This is a genomic window from Streptomyces sp. NPDC001822 (genome assembly GCF_042892135.1).
Taxonomy (GTDB): domain Bacteria; phylum Actinomycetota; class Actinomycetes; order Streptomycetales; family Streptomycetaceae; genus Streptomyces.
This window is the reverse complement of record NZ_JBIATW010000002.1, coordinates 528725-544763: the sequence shown is the minus strand read 5'-3', so window position 1 is coordinate 544763 and position 16039 is coordinate 528725. Positions and strand designations below refer to the sequence as shown.

16 protein-coding genes are annotated in these 16039 nt (G+C 72.1%); 11 read left to right on the top strand and 5 right to left on the bottom strand.

Features of this window, described 5'->3' with window-relative positions; all coding sequences use genetic code 11:
- A complete protein-coding gene (locus ACFYY2_RS06855; protein ID WP_388737924.1) occupies positions 1-969 on the bottom strand; it encodes a DeoR/GlpR family DNA-binding transcription regulator in 969 nt (322 codons plus the stop codon).
- Positions 970-1091: 122 nt separating this feature from the next.
- Positions 1092-2531, bottom strand: coding sequence for an NAD(P)H-quinone dehydrogenase (locus ACFYY2_RS06850; RefSeq protein WP_388737923.1), 1440 nt, complete (start codon positions 2529-2531; stop codon positions 1092-1094).
- 254 nt (positions 2532-2785) lie between these two features.
- Here ACFYY2_RS06850 and ACFYY2_RS06845 point away from each other — a divergent pair, with 254 nt between their 5' ends.
- From ACFYY2_RS06845 to ACFYY2_RS06835, 3 genes are all read left to right on the top strand, one after another.
- Complete coding sequence (locus ACFYY2_RS06845) at positions 2786-3223, top strand: gamma-glutamylcyclotransferase (RefSeq protein ID WP_388737920.1); 438 nt, start codon at positions 2786-2788, stop codon at positions 3221-3223.
- Positions 3224-3327: 104 nt separating this feature from the next.
- A complete protein-coding gene (locus ACFYY2_RS06840; protein ID WP_388737917.1) occupies positions 3328-4152 on the top strand; it encodes a purine-nucleoside phosphorylase in 825 nt (274 codons plus the stop codon).
- A gap of 159 nt (positions 4153-4311) precedes the next feature.
- Positions 4312-5952, top strand: a complete 1641-nt coding sequence (locus ACFYY2_RS06835) for a phospho-sugar mutase (protein ID WP_388737915.1) — start codon at positions 4312-4314, stop codon at positions 5950-5952.
- 94 nt (positions 5953-6046) lie between these two features.
- On the opposite strand, the gene ACFYY2_RS06830 is transcribed toward ACFYY2_RS06835, so the two are convergent.
- Positions 6047-6685 (bottom strand): PH domain-containing protein, encoded by a 639-nt coding sequence (locus ACFYY2_RS06830; RefSeq protein WP_388737912.1) that lies wholly within the window; start codon positions 6683-6685, stop codon positions 6047-6049.
- A 124-nt stretch (positions 6686-6809) separates the two neighbouring features.
- On the opposite strand from ACFYY2_RS06830, the gene deoC reads away from it, so the two are divergent.
- The 3 genes from deoC to ACFYY2_RS06815 are packed head-to-tail and all read left to right on the top strand — an operon-like array spanning position 6810 to position 10091.
- Positions 6810-7757 (top strand): deoxyribose-phosphate aldolase, encoded by a 948-nt coding sequence (gene deoC, locus ACFYY2_RS06825; RefSeq protein ID WP_388738614.1) that lies wholly within the window; start codon positions 6810-6812, stop codon positions 7755-7757.
- A 5-nt stretch (positions 7758-7762) separates the two neighbouring features.
- Positions 7763-9199, top strand: a complete 1437-nt coding sequence (locus ACFYY2_RS06820; RefSeq protein WP_388737910.1) for an aldehyde dehydrogenase family protein — start codon at positions 7763-7765, stop codon at positions 9197-9199.
- Positions 9192-10091, top strand: coding sequence for an aldehyde dehydrogenase family protein (locus ACFYY2_RS06815; protein ID WP_388737907.1), 900 nt, complete (start codon positions 9192-9194; stop codon positions 10089-10091). The genes ACFYY2_RS06820 and ACFYY2_RS06815 overlap by 8 nt, the downstream gene beginning before the upstream one ends.
- A 61-nt stretch (positions 10092-10152) precedes the next feature.
- Here the strand turns inward: ACFYY2_RS06815 and ACFYY2_RS06810 are convergent, their stop codons facing one another.
- Positions 10153-10578 (bottom strand): hypothetical protein, encoded by a 426-nt coding sequence (locus tag ACFYY2_RS06810; RefSeq protein WP_329040189.1) that lies wholly within the window; start codon positions 10576-10578, stop codon positions 10153-10155.
- Positions 10579-10641: 63 nt separating this feature from the next.
- Between ACFYY2_RS06810 and ACFYY2_RS06805 the strand changes: the two genes are divergently transcribed.
- Positions 10642-11346, top strand: a complete 705-nt coding sequence (locus ACFYY2_RS06805) for a uridine kinase (protein WP_388737905.1) — start codon at positions 10642-10644, stop codon at positions 11344-11346.
- A gap of 158 nt (positions 11347-11504) precedes the next feature.
- On the opposite strand, the gene ACFYY2_RS06800 is transcribed toward ACFYY2_RS06805, so the two are convergent.
- Entirely contained in the window at positions 11505-12251 is a 747-nt protein-coding gene (locus ACFYY2_RS06800; protein WP_388737902.1) for a SigE family RNA polymerase sigma factor, read from the bottom strand.
- Between the two features lie 205 nt (positions 12252-12456).
- Here ACFYY2_RS06800 and afsQ1 point away from each other — a divergent pair, with 205 nt between their 5' ends.
- The 4 genes from afsQ1 to ACFYY2_RS06780 all read left to right on the top strand — a co-directional run bounded on the left by afsQ1 (position 12457) and on the right by ACFYY2_RS06780 (position 16031).
- Positions 12457-13134 carry a two-component system response regulator AfsQ1 gene (gene afsQ1 / locus ACFYY2_RS06795; RefSeq protein ID WP_015578482.1) on the top strand — a complete coding sequence of 226 codons (678 nt, stop codon included), beginning with the start codon at positions 12457-12459 and terminating at the stop codon, positions 13132-13134.
- A complete protein-coding gene (locus tag ACFYY2_RS06790; RefSeq protein WP_388737899.1) occupies positions 13131-14657 on the top strand; it encodes an ATP-binding protein in 1527 nt (508 codons plus the stop codon). The genes afsQ1 and ACFYY2_RS06790 overlap by 4 nt, the downstream gene beginning before the upstream one ends.
- Positions 14654-15304: a hypothetical protein gene (locus ACFYY2_RS06785; protein WP_388737896.1), complete on the top strand. Its 651-nt coding sequence runs from the start codon at positions 14654-14656 to the stop codon at positions 15302-15304. The genes ACFYY2_RS06790 and ACFYY2_RS06785 overlap by 4 nt, the downstream gene beginning before the upstream one ends.
- A 151-nt stretch (positions 15305-15455) precedes the next feature.
- Complete coding sequence (locus tag ACFYY2_RS06780; protein ID WP_388737894.1) at positions 15456-16031, top strand: VanZ family protein; 576 nt, start codon at positions 15456-15458, stop codon at positions 16029-16031.
- Positions 16032-16039 lie beyond the last annotated feature (8 nt).

Sequence of the window (16039 nt, the reverse complement as noted above, 5' to 3'; positions counted from 1 at the left end):
CTACCGGCGTCGCATGTCCGCGACGCGGCCCACCGGCCCGTCCGACAGCGCCGCCGCGCTCCGCAACTGCGGGCCGAGCCCCCCCGGCCCACCGTGCCCTCCCTGCGTACGCCGCTGACCTGGCAGCGGCATCTCCTGCCTGGGCTGGCGGCCCGGCGGCAGGGGTTCCGCGGCCGCGGACTCCGCGTCGGGTCCCGCCACCGTGATCTCCACCCCCTGGTCGGCCAGGGCCTGGAGTTCGGTGGCCGCACGCTCGTCGTGCACCGGCGGCTCGTCCGTCACCAGACGGGTGATCAGCTCCGTGGGCACCGTCTGGAACATGGTGTCGGAGCCGAGCTTCGTGTGGTCCGCGAGCACTACCACCTCGGCCGCGGCCTGCACCAGCGCCCGGTCCACGCTGGCCGAGAGCATGTTGGAGGTGGACAGCCCGCGCTCCGCGGTCAGCCCGCTCCCGGACAGGAAGGCCCGTGAGACCCGCAGCCCCTGCAGGGACTGCTCGGCCCCGCTGCCGACGAGGGCGTAGTTGCTTCCCCGCAGCGTGCCGCCGGTCATCACCACCTCCACCCGGTTGGCATGGGCCAACGCCTGGGCGACGAGCAGCGAGTTGGTGACCACGGTCAGGCCGGGCACGCGGGCGAGCCGGCGGGCCAGCTCCTGGGTGGTCGTTCCGGCGCCGACCACGATGGCCTCGCCCTCACCGACCAGGCCGGCCGCCACATCGGCGATGGCCGTTTTCTCCGCGGTGGAAAGATGGGATTTCTGCGGAAAGCCGGACTCCCGCGTAAAACCGCCCGGCAAGACCGCACCGCCGTGCCGGCGGTCGAGGAGTCCTTCTGCCTCCAGCGCCCGCACGTCCCGCCGTACGGTCACTTCGGAGGTCTGGACGACGCGGGCGAGCTCACGGAGCGACACCGCTCCGTTGGCACGCACCATTTCGAGGATCAATTGACGACGTTCTGCAGCGAACACGAAACTGACAGTAACCTGGCCGTACGTTGCTTTTCAGCAGTTTGCGCCGAATAAGAGAAGTTGTACATGGACGAGGCCCCCTGGTGATATAGGGAGCCCCGCCTCACGCGGAGCGGCCCGCGCTACGCCTCGCCGGCCGCCTTGCGGGTGTGCAACTGGCGTGCGACCTCGGCGATCGAGCCCGACAGGGACGGGTAGACGGTGAAGGCGTTCGCGATCTGCTCCACCGTCAGGTTGTTGTCGACCGCGAGCGAGATCGGGTGGATCAGCTCGCTGGCCCTCGGTGCGACGACACAGCCGCCCACCACGATGCCGGTGCCCGGGCGGCAGAAGATCTTGACGAAGCCGTCCCTGATGCCCTGCATCTTGGCGCGCGGGTTGCGCAGCAGCGGCAGCTTCACGACACGGGCGTCGATCTTGCCGGAGTCGACGTCCGCCTGGCTGTAACCGACGGTGGCGATCTCGGGGTCGGTGAAGACGTTCGCGGAGACCGTCTTCAGGTTCAGCGGCGCCACGGCGTCGCCGAGGAAGTGGTACATCGCGATCCGGCCCTGCATGGCGGCGACCGAGGCGAGCGCGAAGATCCCGGTGACGTCACCCGCCGCGTACACGCCGGGGGCGCTGGTGCGGGAGACCCGGTCGGTGCGGATGTGCCCGGAGTCCTTGAGCTGCACCCCGGCCTCCTCCAGGCCCATGCCCGCGGTGTTCGGGATCGCGCCGACGGCCATGAGGCAGTGCGTGCCTGAGATGACGCGGCCGTCGGCCAGCGTGACCTCGACGCGGTCGCCGACGCGCTTGGCGGACTGCGCGCGCGAGCGGGCCATGACGTTCATGCCGCGGCGGCGGAAGACGTCCTCAAGCACCGCCGCCGCGTCCGGGTCCTCGCCGGGGAGCACCCGGTCGCGCGAGGAGACCAGGGTCACGCGGGAGCCGAGTGCCTGGTAGGCACCGGCGAACTCGGCACCGGTGACACCGGAGCCGACCACGATGAGCTCCTCGGGGAGCTCGTCGAGGTCGTAGACCTGGGTCCAGTTCAGGATGCGCTCGCCGTCGGGCTGCGCGTCCGGGATCTCCCGGGGGTGGCCGCCGGTCGCTATCAGCACGGCGTCGGCGGTCAACCGCTGCTCGGTGCCGTCGGCGGCGGTGACGACGACCTGGCGGGAGCCGTCGGCGGCCTGGAGCCCGTCGAGCCGCCCCCGGCCGCGCATGACGCGGGCACCGGCCCGGGTGACCGAGGCGGTGATGTCGTGGGACTGGGCGAGCGCGAGGCGCTTCACCCGCCGGTTCACCTTGCCGAGGTCGACCCCGACCACCCGCGCCGCCTGTTCGATGTGCGGGGTGTCGTCGGCGACGATGATGCCCAGCTCCTCGTAGGAGGAGTCGAAGGTGGTCATCACCTCGGCCGTCGCGATCAGGGTCTTCGAGGGCACGCAGTCGGTGAGGACCGACGCGCCGCCGAGGCCGTCGCAGTCGACGACGGTCACCTCCGCGCCGAGCTGGGCGCCCACCAGTGCCGCCTCGTAGCCGCCGGGGCCGCCGCCGATGATCACGATCCGGGTCACGAAAAGTCCGCCTCGCGTGGTGTCATCCCGCGGCCGTCTGCCGCCCCGGCCGGGGGTCCGGGGGGCCGCCCCGGCGTCTGCAGTACGTAGTTCATTGTCCCGCACGCGCCAAACTGCTTCGCCCCGGGGCCCTCCATACGGGCATGTGCCCGGTCGGGGCACGGTTCCACCGGCCGCCGCGGGGGCGGCCACCGCGACCGGTCCCGCGTCCCGGAACCGCCCCGCCGCGCGTCACCTCCCGTACCCTCGACCCCATGTCGCTCTACGCCGCGTACGCCGGCAACCTCGACGCGCGGCTGATGACGCGCCGCGCACCGCACTCCCCGCTGCGCGGCACGGGCTGGCTCAACGGCTGGCGCCTGACGTTCGGTGGGGAGCAGATGGGCTGGGAGGGTGCGCTGGCCACGGTGGTGGAGGCGCCCCGCTCCCAGGTGTTCGTCGCGCTCTACGACCTGGCACCCATGGACGAGGAGTCCATGGACCGCTGGGAGGGCGTAGGTCTCGACATCTACCGGCGCATGCGGGTGCGCGTCCACACGCTGGACGGCGACGAACCCGCCTGGATGTACGTGCTCAACGGGTACGAGGGCGGACTGCCCTCCGCCAGGTATCTGGGCGAGGTGGCGGACGCGGCCGAATCCGCCGGGGCACCCCACGACTACGTGATGAACGTGCGCAAGCACCCCTGCTGAACCCAGGCGCCGCACGGCTTCTGTACGAACATACGAAGAGGATCGGCCAGACTCTCGGCAGCCGCATCTACGCGCGTAGGGAATCAACGGTTACCCTCATCCGCGTGAACGCATCTGTTATTCCGGACCACGTCCAGGGCGACCCCCTCGCCGCCGCCGCCGACGCCGCCGCCCGCCTGCGCGAGCTGACCGGGGTCGAGACCCACGACGTCGCCCTCGTGATGGGCTCCGGGTGGGCCCCCGCCGGCGAGGCGCTCGGCGCCCCGGAGGCCGAGTTCCCCGTCACCGCGCTGCCGGGCTTCCCGGCCCCGGCCGTGGAGGGGCACGGCGGCACGATCCGCTCGTACCGGATCGGCGAGAAGCGCGTCCTGGTCTTCCTCGGCCGCACGCACTACTACGAGGGCCGCGGCGTCGCGGCGGTGGCGCACGGCGTGCGCACGGCCGTCGCCGCGGGTTGCCGGACCGTCGTCCTGACCAACGGCTGCGGCGGGCTGCGCGAGGGCATGCGCCCCGGCCAGCCGGTCCTCATCAGCGACCACATCAACCTCACGGCGGCCTCGCCGATCGTGGGCGCGAACTTCGTCGACCTGACCGACCTGTACTCGCCGCGGCTGCGCGCCCTGTGCAAGGAGATCGACGAGACGCTCGAAGAGGGCGTGTACGTGCAGTTCACCGGCCCTCACTACGAGACGCCCGCCGAGATCGGCATGGTCCGGGTCATGGGCGGCGACCTCGTCGGCATGTCGACGGTCCTGGAGGCCATCGCCGCACGTGAGGCCGGTGCCGAGGTCCTGGGCATCTCGCTGGTCACGAACCTGGCCGCGGGCCTGAGCGGGGAACCCCTCAACCACGAGGAGGTCCTCCAGGCCGGCCGCGACTCGGCCACTCGGATGGGCGCCCTGCTGGCACGGGTGCTCGACCGCATCTGACGGCCCCGCGGCCCGGCAGAATCAGCCCCTCGGGCGCTCGGGGCACGGCCTCCGGGGCCGGTGCCCCCGACCCCCGGGGGACGCGGACGGGGTGGCCGCCCGGGCGGGCGGCGCCCCGGCCCCCGCCCCACACAACCGCACCGCAGAAAGGCGGACACCGTGCAGCAGGACCTCATCGCGCGGGCCAGGACCTGGCTCGCCGAGGACCCGGACCCCGAGACCCGCGAGGAGCTCGCCGGTCTCGTCGAAGCCGGTGACCTCACCGCTCTCGCCGACCGCTTCGCGGGCACGCTCCAGTTCGGCACGGCGGGACTGCGGGGCGAGATCGGCGCCGGCCCGATGCGCATGAACCGCTCCGTGGTCATCCGCGCCGCCGCGGGCCTCGCCGCCTACCTGAAGGCGCAGGGGCGGTCCGGCGGACTCGTGGTCATCGGGTACGACGCCCGCTACAAGTCCGCCGACTTCGCGCGGGACACCGCGGCCGTGATGACCGGGGCGGGCCTGCGTGCGGCGGTGCTCCCCCGCCCGCTGCCCACCCCCGTCCTCGCGTACGCCATACGGCATCTGGGGGCCGTCGCGGGTGTGGAGGTCACGGCCAGCCACAACCCGCCCCGCGACAACGGCTACAAGGTCTACCTCGGCGACGGCTCGCAGATCGTGCCCCCGGCCGACGTGGAGATCGCCGCCGCGATCGAGGCCGTCGGCCCGCTCGACGGTGTGCCGCGCCCGGAGTCCGGCTGGGAGGTCCTCGGCGACGAGGTCCTGGCCGCCTACCTCGAACGTACGGACGCGGTGCTCAGCCCCGGCTCGCCCCGGACCGCCCGGACCGTCTACACCGCCATGCACGGCGTCGGCGCGTCCGTCCTGACCGCGGCCTTCGCACGGGCCGGGTTCCCCGAGCCGGTGCTGGTCGCCGAGCAGGCCGAGCCCGATCCGGCGTTCCCCACCGTCGCCTTCCCCAACCCGGAAGAGCCGGGCGCCATGGACCTGGCCTTCGCGACCGCCCGCACCGCCGGGCCGGACATCGTCATCGCCAACGACCCGGACGCCGACCGCTGCGCCGTCGCCGTGCCCGACCCCTCGGCCGAGGGCGGCTGGCGGATGCTGCGGGGCGACGAGGTCGGCGCGCTGCTCGCCGCGCACCTGGTCGACCGGGGCGTCACGGGCGTGTTCGCCGAGTCGATCGTGTCCTCGTCGCTGCTGGGCCGCATCGCGGAGAAGGCCGGACTCGCCCACGAGGAGACCCTGACGGGCTTCAAGTGGATCGCGCGTGTCGACGGCCTGAGGTACGGCTACGAGGAGGCGCTCGGCTACTGCGTCGACCCGGACGGAGTGCGCGACAAGGACGGCATCACGGCCGCCCTGCTGATCACCGAACTGGCCTCCGCGCTCAAGGAGAAGGGCCGCACCCTCCTCGACCTGCTCGACGACCTCGCCGTCGAGCACGGGCTGCACGCGACGGACCAGCTGTCGGTCCGGGTGGAGGACCTCTCGGTCATCGCCGACGCCATGCGGCGCCTGCGGGAGAACCCGCCGGCCGAACTGGCGGGCCTGCCCGTCGTCTCGGCCGAGGACCTCTCGCTGGGGACCGGGGCGCTGCCGCCCACCGACGGCCTGCGCTACCGCCTCACGGGCGCCCGGGTCATCGTCCGCCCGAGCGGCACCGAGCCCAAGCTCAAGTGCTATCTGGAGGTAGTCGTCCCGGTCGCCTCGGCCGGCGAGCTGCCCGCGGCCGCCGCGAAGGGCGCCGGACTCCTGGCCGCCGTCAAGCGCGACCTGGCCGCCGCGGCCGGCATCTGAGCGCGCGCACGGAGGGGGCCCCGGCTCCGGGGCCCCCTCCGTGCGCGCCGTCGGCGCGGGGTGCTCGGCGGGCGGGCGCGGTGCCCGCGGCCCGTCAGCTGATCGCGAACAGGACCACGAGCAGCACCAGGCCGACCGCGGCCGGGGCGATCACCTCGTACGCCCAGCGCACCGACGCGGTCGTCGTGGGCTTCTCCGGACGGGCGGCGGCACGCTCGGCGAGCTCCCGCAGGTCGCCCACCGTCTGGTCCGCGGCGGCGGTGCGCGCCTGGGAGTCGCGGACGTCGGCGTGCACGGACGTGCGGCCGTAGGGGTCGTCGTGCGCCTGCTGGGAGGCCTTCCTGGCCGCCCGCTTGCGCTCGCGCAGCGAGACCGGCACCGCCCACAGCTGGTACTTCGCCCCGTCGTGGGTGAAGATCTCGCTGGAGTAGGTGGCGCGTACCGTGGAGACGTCGGTCCACGGCACCACGATCGTGCGGAACGGGTTGCGGATGTGGATCCGCTCGATGTCGGCGAACACCGCGGGCCTCAGGGTGAACGCGATGATCAGCGGGACCACGGTCAGCAGGGCGGCCAGCGCCAGCCAGGGAACCCACCCCTTGCCCTGGGCCACCGCGTCCCCGCCGATCCAGCCGACCAGCAGGATCAGCAGGACGCCGCCGACGATGCCGGCGCCCGACCGGTAGGTCCGGTCGGCGTGGGCGGGCTCGGCGGGAGGTGTGGGGCTCGTCATGCTCCCGATTCTGCCTGAAGCGACAGGGCAGGTGTGGCCCGGCCTCGCGGGGGTGGCGGGAGGAGAGGAGAGGGTCCGGCCCTGTACATGTCGCTACGCGCGTAGATATGCTGGTGTGGTGACCATGCCCACCACTGCTCCAGCATTCGCCGACGCGACGGCGTCCGACAGTGCGCTGCGCCGCTTCCTGCACGGGCTGCCCGGCGTCGACACCGTCGGCCTCGAAGCGCGCGCCGCGTCCCTCGGCACCCGATCGATCAAGACGACCGCCAAGGCGTACGCGATCGATCTCGCCATCTCGATGATCGACCTGACGACGCTGGAAGGCGCGGACACCCCGGGCAAGGTCCGGGCGCTCGCCGCCAAGGCCGTCAACCCCGACCCGACCGACCGCACGACCCCGCGCACCGCCGCGGTCTGCGTGTACCCCGACATGGCGGCGACCGCCGTCGCCGCGCTGGCGGGATCCGGGGTGAAGGTGGCGTCCGTGGCGACGGCCTTCCCCGCCGGACGCGCCGCGCTCGACGTCAAGCTCGCGGACGTCCGCGACGCCGTGGCGGCCGGGGCCGACGAGATCGACATGGTGATCGACCGGGGGGCCTTCCTCTCGGGCCGGTACCTCAAGGTGTACGAGGAGATCGTCGCCGTGAAGGCCGAGTGCGGCCCGGCACGCCTCAAGGTGATCTTCGAGACCGGCGAGCTGTCGACGTACGACAACATCCGGCGCGCCTCCTGGCTCGGGATGCTGGCGGGTGCGGACTTCATCAAGACGTCGACCGGCAAGGTCGGCACGAACGCCACCCCGGCGAACACCCTCCTGATGCTGGAGGCCGTGCGCGACTTCCGGCAGCAGACGGGCGTGCAGATCGGCGTGAAGCCCGCCGGCGGCATCCGCACCACGAAGGACGCCGTCAAGTTCCTGGTCCTGGTCAACGAGACCGCGGGCGAGGACTGGCTGGACAACCACTGGTTCCGCTTCGGCGCCTCCAGCCTGCTGAACGACCTGCTGATGCAGCGCCAGAAGCTCAGCACCGGCCGTTACTCCGGCCCCGATTACGTGACGGTGGACTGATCCCCATGGCATCTGCATTCGAATACGCACCGGCTCCGGAGTCCCGCTCCGTCGTCGACATCGCTCCCTCGTACGGCCTGTTCATCGACGGTGAGTTCACCGAGGCCGCCGACGGCAAGGTCTTCAAGACGGTCAGCCCGTCGTCCGAGGAGGTGCTCTCGGAGGTCGCGCGGGCCGGCGCCGAGGACGTGGACCGGGCCGTGAAGGCCGCCCGCAAGGCGTTCGAGAAGTGGTCGGCGCTGCCCGGCTCCGAGCGCGCCAAGTACCTGTTCCGGATCGCCAGGATCATCCAGGAGCGCTCTCGGGAGCTGGCCGTCCTGGAGACCCTGGACAACGGCAAGCCGATCAGGGAGACCCGCGACGCGGACCTCCCGCTGGTCGCCGCGCACTTCTTCTACTACGCGGGCTGGGCCGACAAGCTGGACCACGCGGGCTACGGGGCGAACCCCCGGCCGCTCGGGGTGGCCGGCCAGATCATCCCGTGGAACTTCCCGCTGCTGATGCTGGCCTGGAAGATCGCCCCGGCGCTCGCCACCGGCAACACCGTGGTGCTGAAGCCCGCCGAGACGACGCCGCTGTCGGCCCTGTTCTTCGCGGACATCTGCCGCCAGGCGGGACTGCCCAAGGGCGTCGTCAACATCCTGACGGGGTACGGCGACGCGGGCGAGGCGCTGGTCGCGCACCCCGACGTGAACAAGGTCGCGTTCACCGGCTCCACCGCGGTCGGCAAGGCCATCGCCCGGAGAATCGCCGGCACGGACAAGAAGGCCACCCTCGAACTGGGCGGCAAGGGCGCGAACATCGTCTTCGACGACGCTCCGATCGACCAGGCGGTCGAGGGCATCGTCACCGGGATCTTCTTCAACCAGGGCCAGGTCTGCTGCGCGGGCTCCAGGCTGCTGGTGCAGGAGTCCGTCCACGACGAGGTGCTGGACGCGCTCAAGCGCAGGCTGTCCACGCTGCGGCTGGGCGATCCGATGGACAAGAACACCGACATCGGCGCGATCAACTCCGCGGAGCAGCTCGCCCGGATCACCGCCCTGGTGGAGACCGGTGAGGCCGAGGGCGCGGAGCGCTGGTCGGCTCCGTGCGAGCTCCCGTCGTCGGGCTACTGGTTCGCCCCCACCCTGTTCACCAACGTCACGCAGGCGCACACCGTGGCCCGTGACGAGATCTTCGGCCCGGTGCTGTCCGTCCTCACCTTCCGGACCCCGGACGAGGCGGTCGCCAAGGCCAACAACAGTCAGTACGGCCTCTCGGCCGGCATCTGGACGGAGAAGGGCTCCCGCATCCTCGCGGTGGCGAACAAGCTCCGCGCGGGCGTCGTCTGGGCCAACACGTTCAACAAGTTCGACCCGACGTCGCCGTTCGGCGGCTACAAGGAGTCGGGCTTCGGCCGCGAAGGCGGCCGCCACGGCCTGGAGGCGTACCTCGATGTCTGAGCAGAACCGTCTGAGCGTCTTCAAGACCTACAAGCTGTACGTCGGGGGCAAGTTCCCCCGCTCCGAGAGCGGCCGGGTGTACGAGGTGACGGACTCCAAGGGCAGGTGGCTCGCCAACGCGCCGCAGTCCTCACGCAAGGACGCCCGTGACGCGGTCGTCGCCGCGCGCAAGGCGTTCGGCGGCTGGTCGGGCGCGACGGCGTACAACCGCGGCCAGGTCCTCTACCGCGTCGCGGAGATGCTGGAGGGCCGCCGGGACCAGTTCGTGCGCGAGGTCGCGGACGCCGAGGGGCTGTCGAAGTCAAAGGCCGCGGCCGTCGTCGACGCGGCGGTCGACCGCTGGGTCTGGTACGCGGGCTGGACCGACAAGATCGGCCAGGTCGTGGGCGGGGCGAACCCGGTGGCGGGACCGTTCTTCAACCTCTCCACCCCGGAGCCGACGGGCGTGGTCGCGGTCCTGGCACCGCAGGAGTCGTCCTTCCTCGGCCTCGTCTCGGTGATCGCCCCGGTGATCGCCACCGGGAACACCGCGGTCGTCGTCGCCTCGGCGGACGCCCCCCTGCCCGCGCTCTCCCTCGGCGAGGTGCTGGCCACCTCCGACCTGCCGGGCGGTGTGGTGAACATCCTGTCCGGGAAGACGGCCGAGCTCGCGGCTCCGCTGGCGTCCCACCAGGACGTCAACGCCGTCGACCTCACCGGCGCCGGCGCCGAACTGGCGACGGAGCTGGAGATCGCCGCGGCGGACAACCTGAAGCGAGTCGTGCGTCCACAGGCTGTGGACGGAGCGGACTGGTCGGCCGATCCCGGCACCCACCGCCTCACGGCGTTCCTGGAGACCAAGACGGTCTGGCACCCGACGGGAGCCCTGGGGACCTCCGGCTCCTCGTACTGACCCGTCGGGACATGCGTGCGGGGCCGCCCCGAGCGGCCCCGCACGCATGCCGGCGGGCGCCTCAGCCGGTGATGAGACCGGTCACCTGACCGATCACGGGCAGGTCGCCCAGCGCCGCCCCGCTGGTCAGCGGGTCGGTGACGAGGGCCGTGGTCACCGGCTTGAAGTCGGCGATCTGGGTGCCCACCGCGTTGTCCAGCGGATCCACTCCCGTGCCGGCGAGCGGATCCAGCTGCAGGTCGGTGATGGGCTTGACGGCCCCCGCGAGCCCGTAGCCGAGGGCGCTGGTCACCGCGGGCGACGCCGCCTCGCCGATCGCCCCCAGGGTGCTGTCCGCGGAGTCCGCGCCGGTGGCGGGCGCGGCGGGCAGCACGGCGGCCTGGGCCGCCGTGCCTCCCGCGCCGAGCGCCGCACCCAGTGCGGTGAGGGTCAGACCGGCGCGCAGCAGAGCGCGGTGCCGGGGCTTGGACAGTGCGTGACGTGCCATGTTTTCCCACCTGATCGGGACGTGTTGAGTAATCATCCGTGCGCGCAGAGTAGTTGAGGTGTGATGCTCGATACCAACAGGACCTCCGGGGGATCCCCTACGCGGGTCAATGCCTCACACTTCTGTTCTGTGAGTTCCCAACCGATCCCCACTCGCGTCGTGCTGCTCGCCGGTCCTTCCGGCTCCGGCAAGTCGTCCCTCGCCGCCCGCAGCGGTCTGCCCGTGCTGCGCCTGGACGACTTCTACAAGGAGGGAAACGACCCGACACTGCCCCGGGTCACCGGCAGCACCGACATCGACTGGGACTCGGCGCTGTCCTGGGACGCGGACGGCGCGGTCGCGGCCGTGGCCGAGCTGTGCCGCACGGGGCGTACGGACGTCCCGCTGTACGACATCGCCACGAGTTCGCGGGTCGGCCGGGAGACGCTCGACATCGAACGCACGCCCCTGTTCGTCGCCGAGGGCATCTTCGCGGCGGACATAGTCGAGCGCTGCCAGGAGCTCGGGCTGCTGGCCGACGCCCTGTGCCTGCGCGGGCGGCCGTCCACGACGTTCCGGCGGCGGCTGCTGCGGGATCTGCGGGAGGGCCGGAAGTCGGTACCGTTCCTGCTGCGGCGCGGGTGGCGGCTGATGCGGGCCGAGCGGCGCATCGTGGCCCGCCAGACCGCGCTGGGTGCGTATCCCTGCGCCAAGCAGGAGGCGCTGGGCAGGCTGGCCGCCGCCGCGGCGGGGCGCTGCCTCGCGCCCCGGAGCCGGGTACCGAACTGAGCCCTGCCCGCCGGACCCGGGACCGTCCGGGCCGTCGTACGGCACGACAGCGGGGGCGGACAGGACCCCCCGGCCCGTCCGCCCCCGCTGCGTATCACCCCCGTACCGCCGCTCCCCCCGGAGCCGCGGCGTTCTTCCCCCGTTTTCCCCCGTAGACCTCAGGCCACCAGCTCGCCGAAGGACTCCTCCTCGTCACGGCCGAAGCTGAGGACGTCGTCCTCGCGCAGCCGGCGGAGCGACCGCCAGATGCTCGACTTCACCGTGCCGACACTGATGTCGAGTATCGATGCGATCTCCGGGTCCGTGCGGCCCTCGTAGTAGCGGAGGACCAGCATCGTGCGCTGGAGTTCGGGCAGTCGCGCCAGCGCCTGCCAGAGCACCGCACGCAGTTCCGTGCCCCGCATCGCGTCCGTGTCGCCCACCGTCTCCGGCAGCTCCTCGGTCGGGTACTCGTTGAGCTTGCGCCTGCGCCATGCGCTGATGTGCAGGTTGGTCATGGTCCGGCGGAGGTACCCGCCGACCGCGGCCTTGTCACTGATCCTGTCCCATGCGCGGTACGTCGAGAAGAGGGCGCTCTGCAGCAGGTCCTCGGCCTCGAACCGGTCGCCGGTCAGGTGGTAGGCGGTCGCGTACAGGGAGGCGCGGCGCTCCTGGACGTAGGCCGTGAACGCCGCTTCGGCGCTCTCGGCCTGCGCCGGGACCTTCCGCTCCCCCGGGCCCTCCCCGTACGCCTTCCCCCCGTTGTCCCCCGTGGACGCGTCAACCATCGTCAGGTACGACGAGTGCTGACGACCGGCGTTCCGGTAACACCCCCGTGCTCCGGTGCCGGACTTCTCCGGGCCCTTGCCGACGTCGTGGAGGCGCGTGACAACTGCGCTTGAGGTGGTGCTGTGCAGTGCGTTCATCTGGCGCCCCCCATCGGTGGAGTCCGTTCGTTCCGTGTGCCATTGAGCTTGCCGGGGCAGTTTCATGGCGCTGTCCCCCGACTGTCACAGGGCTGTCACAGGGCTCCCCGTCCCCTCGTGCCGGGGAGGGGGCCGGGGAGGTAGCCGGGGATCAAGTCGGCGGGATTGTCGAAAGGTGGCAGCACCATGGGCCAGAATGACCCCCGTGCCTTTCCTGTTGCTGATCGAGGACGACGACGCCATCCGCACGGCCCTCGAACTCTCACTGTCTCGCCAGGGCCACCGTGTGGCCACCGCGGCGACGGGAGAGGACGGCCTGGAGCTGCTCCGGGAGCAGCGGCCGGACCTGGTCGTGCTGGACGTGATGCTGCCCGGGATCGACGGTTTCGAGGTGTGCCGGCGCATCCGGCGCACCGACCAGCTGCCGATCATCCTGCTGACCGCGCGCAGCGACGACATCGACGTCGTGGTGGGACTGGAGTCCGGCGCGGACGACTACGTGGTGAAACCCGTACAGGGCCGGGTGCTCGACGCCCGCATCCGCGCGGTACTGCGGCGCGGCGAGAGGGAGTCGACCGACTCCGCGACGTTCGGGAGCGTCGTCATCGACCGTTCGGCGATGACCGTCACCAAGAACGGGGAGGACCTGCAGCTCACGCCGACCGAGCTGCGACTCCTGCTCGAACTGAGCCGCAGGCCCGGACAGGCCCTGTCCCGGCAGCAGTTGCTGCGCCTGGTGTGGGAGCACGACTACCTCGGTGACTCGCGGCTCGTGGACGCCTGCGTGCAGCGGCTGCGGGCCAAGGTGGAGGACGTGCCGTCCTCGCCGACGCTCATCCGTACCGTGCGCGGCGTCGGCTACCGGCTGGACTCGCCTCAGTGAGCGATTCCGCCGGGCGCTCCATACTCGCGGGTCTTCGCTGGACCAGCCTGCGGCTGCGGCTGCTGATCGTGTTCGCGCTGGTGGCCCTGACGGCCGCGGTGTCCGCCTCCGGCATCGCCTACTGGCTCAACCGCGAGGCCGTGCTGACCCGCACCCAGGACTCGGCGCTGGGCGACTTCCGCCGCCAGATGCAGAACCAGGCCGCCTCGCTGCCGCTGGAGCCCCCGTCGGAGGACCTCCGGGCCGCCGCCGAGCAGATGGCGAGCAGCGGCCCGGGCTATCAGGTGCTGCTCGTCGGCACGCGTGACGGCAAGCCGGTCACCGGGTCGTCCGACATCGACGCCTTCACCAAGGTGGACGTGCCCGCCTCCCTGCAGAAGCAGGTGAACAAGAAGCAGCCGCTGACGTCGAGCAACACCTTCGAGTACCACCTGTTCTGGCAGCGCACGACGATGGGCGGCACCCCCTACCTGGTGGCCGGGACGAAGATCATCGGTGGTGGTCCGGCCGGCTACATGCTGAAGTCGCTCGACCAGGAGCGCGAGGACCTCAGTTCCCTCGCCTGGTCCCTGGGCATCGCCACGGCGCTGGCCCTCGTGGGCTCCGCGCTCCTCGCGCAGGCGTCCGCGACGACCGTGCTGCGGCCGGTGCAGCGGCTCGGCGACGCGGCCCGCAAGCTGGGCGAGGGGAAGCTCGACACCCGTCTCGTGGTCTCCGGCAACGACGAACTCGCCGATCTTTCCCACACGTTCAACAAGGCGGCGAGCTCCCTGGAGAAGAAGGTCGCCGACATGAGCGCGCGGGAGGAGTCGAGCCGCAGATTCGTCGCCGACATGTCGCACGAGCTGCGTACGCCGCTGACCGCGATCACCGCGGTCGCCGAGGTGCTGGAGGACGAGGCGGACAGCCTCGACCCGATGATCGCCCCGGCCGTGCACCTGGTGGTGAGCGAGACCCGGCGGCTGAACGACCTGGTCGAGAACCTCATGGAGGTCACCCGTTTCGACGCGGGCACGGCCCGGCTCGTCCTCGACACGGTCGACGTCGCCGACCAGGTGACGGCGTGCATCGACGCCCGTGCCTGGCTGGACGCGGTCGATCTGGACGCGGAGCGCGGCATCATGGTGCGGCTCGATCCGCGGCGGCTCGACGTGATCCTGGCGAACCTGATCGGCAACGCCCTCAAGCACGGTGGTTCGCCCGTGCGGGTGTCGGTACGGACCGACGAGGACGAACTGGTCATCGAGGTGCGCGACCACGGCCCGGGCATTCCCGAAGAGGTGCTGCCCCACGTGTTCGACCGCTTCTACAAGGCCAGTGCCTCCCGGCCGCGTTCCGAGGGCAGCGGTCTCGGCCTGTCCATCGCGGTGGAGAACGCGCACATCCACGGTGGCGACATCACGGCCTCGAACCTCCCGGACGGTGAGGGTGCGATGTTCGTGCTGCGGCTCCCGCGCGACGCCGAGGGACTGACGGGCCCGCCGGGCGACGGCGGCCGGGACGAGAAGGGCGACGCGAAGTGACGCGCAGCGAGCGGGCGTACGGTGCGCCACGAGGGGCCCGCCCGAAGGGCGGCCGGCGCCGGACCGGCGCACTGGCCGTCCTCGTGGCCTGCGCGGCCCTGGCGTCGGGCTGCGGGATCCGCAGCACCTCGGTGCCGGTCGACGCGGGCGCCGCACCGTCGCGGATGCCGTGCCGTACCGCCGCCTCCGGTGCGTCCGCGCCGCCGCCGGGGAGCGTCTCGGTGCGGATCCATCTGCTCTGCGCCTCGCAGCTCGCGACGGTGGAGCGCACGGTCGCGCTCGACGAGTCACGGTCCGGCCGGCTCCTGGTCGCCCAGGCGCTGCTGGACGAGCTGGAGCGCGAGCCGTCGGCCGACGAGCGGCGGGCGGGCTTCTCCAGCGACGTCCCGGTGGGGCTGCGCGTCTCCGCGGCCCGCAAGGGCGACCCGGAGGGCGCGCTGCGCCTCAGCGAGCAGCCGGAGGACCTTCCTTCGGAGGCGCTCGCCCAGGTGGTCTGCACGTTCACGGAGAGCGACGGCATCGGATCGGGCGGCTCGGTGCTGCTCGGCGGGCCGGGGAGATACGCCCCGCGCGGCTATCTGTGCACCGCCGAGACGAAGGCACGCCCCGCGGAGGTGCCCACGCTGGGCGCGACCGGGCTTTCCTGAGCTCTCGGCGCCGGTCGTGGTGTCCGCGCCCTCCATCCGGTCGTGGTGCCCGTGGTGCCCGTGCCGTCGGTCCGGTCGTGGTGCCCGTGGTGCCCGTCACAGAGCCTTCCCGGACAACGGCGGAACCGATCCTGCCGCTCGTGGCGTCTCGGTGTACGTGCGTCACAGTTCGGACGGCCGGGCCGTCATCCGCTTCCGCGCGGCGGGGGTATTCCTCCTCCTCGCGCATCTCCTGTTCGTCGGCTGGCTGACGCTGCGCCCGCTGGACGTGCCCTGGGTGACGGCGGCGAACCTCCATCCCTTCGCCGGGATCAGGGCGGATCTGGCCATGGGCCCGGCCGAGGCCGCGCGGCGCATCGGCAAGGGGCTCCTGCTGCTGGCACCGCTGGGCGTGCTGCTGCCGATGGCGGGCGGCCGGCTGCTGGTGTCCCCCTGGGCCTCGCTGGCCCGTACCGTCGCCGCCGGCGCGCTGATCTCCATGGCGATCGAACTGGGACAGACCGGAGTGCCCGGGCAGGTCGTCGACGTCGACTCGCTGCTGCTGAACACCGTCGGGGTCGCCCTGGCCCATCTGCTGGTCGTCCCGCTGTGCCGGGTGCGGCTGCGCCGGGGCAACCGGGCGGGCGCCGGGGACCTGTCCCGCATCGGGAACGGCACCCGGACCTTCCGGAGCGAGGCCCCTCAGGGATCGACCCCGACGATTACCGGGGTCGGGATCGCCCCGTAGAGCGACGC

Bases quoted from the DNA above. Each gene is read 5' to 3' on its own strand.
- ACFYY2_RS06830 (WP_388737912.1), bottom strand. From the start codon at position 6,685: ATGACGAGCCCCACACCTCCCGCCGAGCCCGCCCACGCCGACCGGACC.
- ACFYY2_RS06820 (WP_388737910.1), top strand. From the start codon at position 7,763: ATGGCATCTGCATTCGAATACGCACCGGCTCCGGAGTCCCGCTCCGTC.
- ACFYY2_RS06810 (WP_329040189.1), bottom strand. From the start codon at position 10,578: ATGGCACGTCACGCACTGTCCAAGCCCCGGCACCGCGCTCTGCTGCGC.
- deoC (WP_388738614.1), top strand. From the start codon at position 6,810: ATGCCCACCACTGCTCCAGCATTCGCCGACGCGACGGCGTCCGACAGT.
- ACFYY2_RS06805 (WP_388737905.1), top strand. From the start codon at position 10,642: ATGCTCGATACCAACAGGACCTCCGGGGGATCCCCTACGCGGGTCAAT.
- ACFYY2_RS06845 (WP_388737920.1), top strand. From the start codon at position 2,786: ATGTCGCTCTACGCCGCGTACGCCGGCAACCTCGACGCGCGGCTGATG.
- ACFYY2_RS06815 (WP_388737907.1), top strand. From the start codon at position 9,192: ATGTCTGAGCAGAACCGTCTGAGCGTCTTCAAGACCTACAAGCTGTAC.
- ACFYY2_RS06800 (WP_388737902.1), bottom strand. From the start codon at position 12,251: ATGAACGCACTGCACAGCACCACCTCAAGCGCAGTTGTCACGCGCCTC.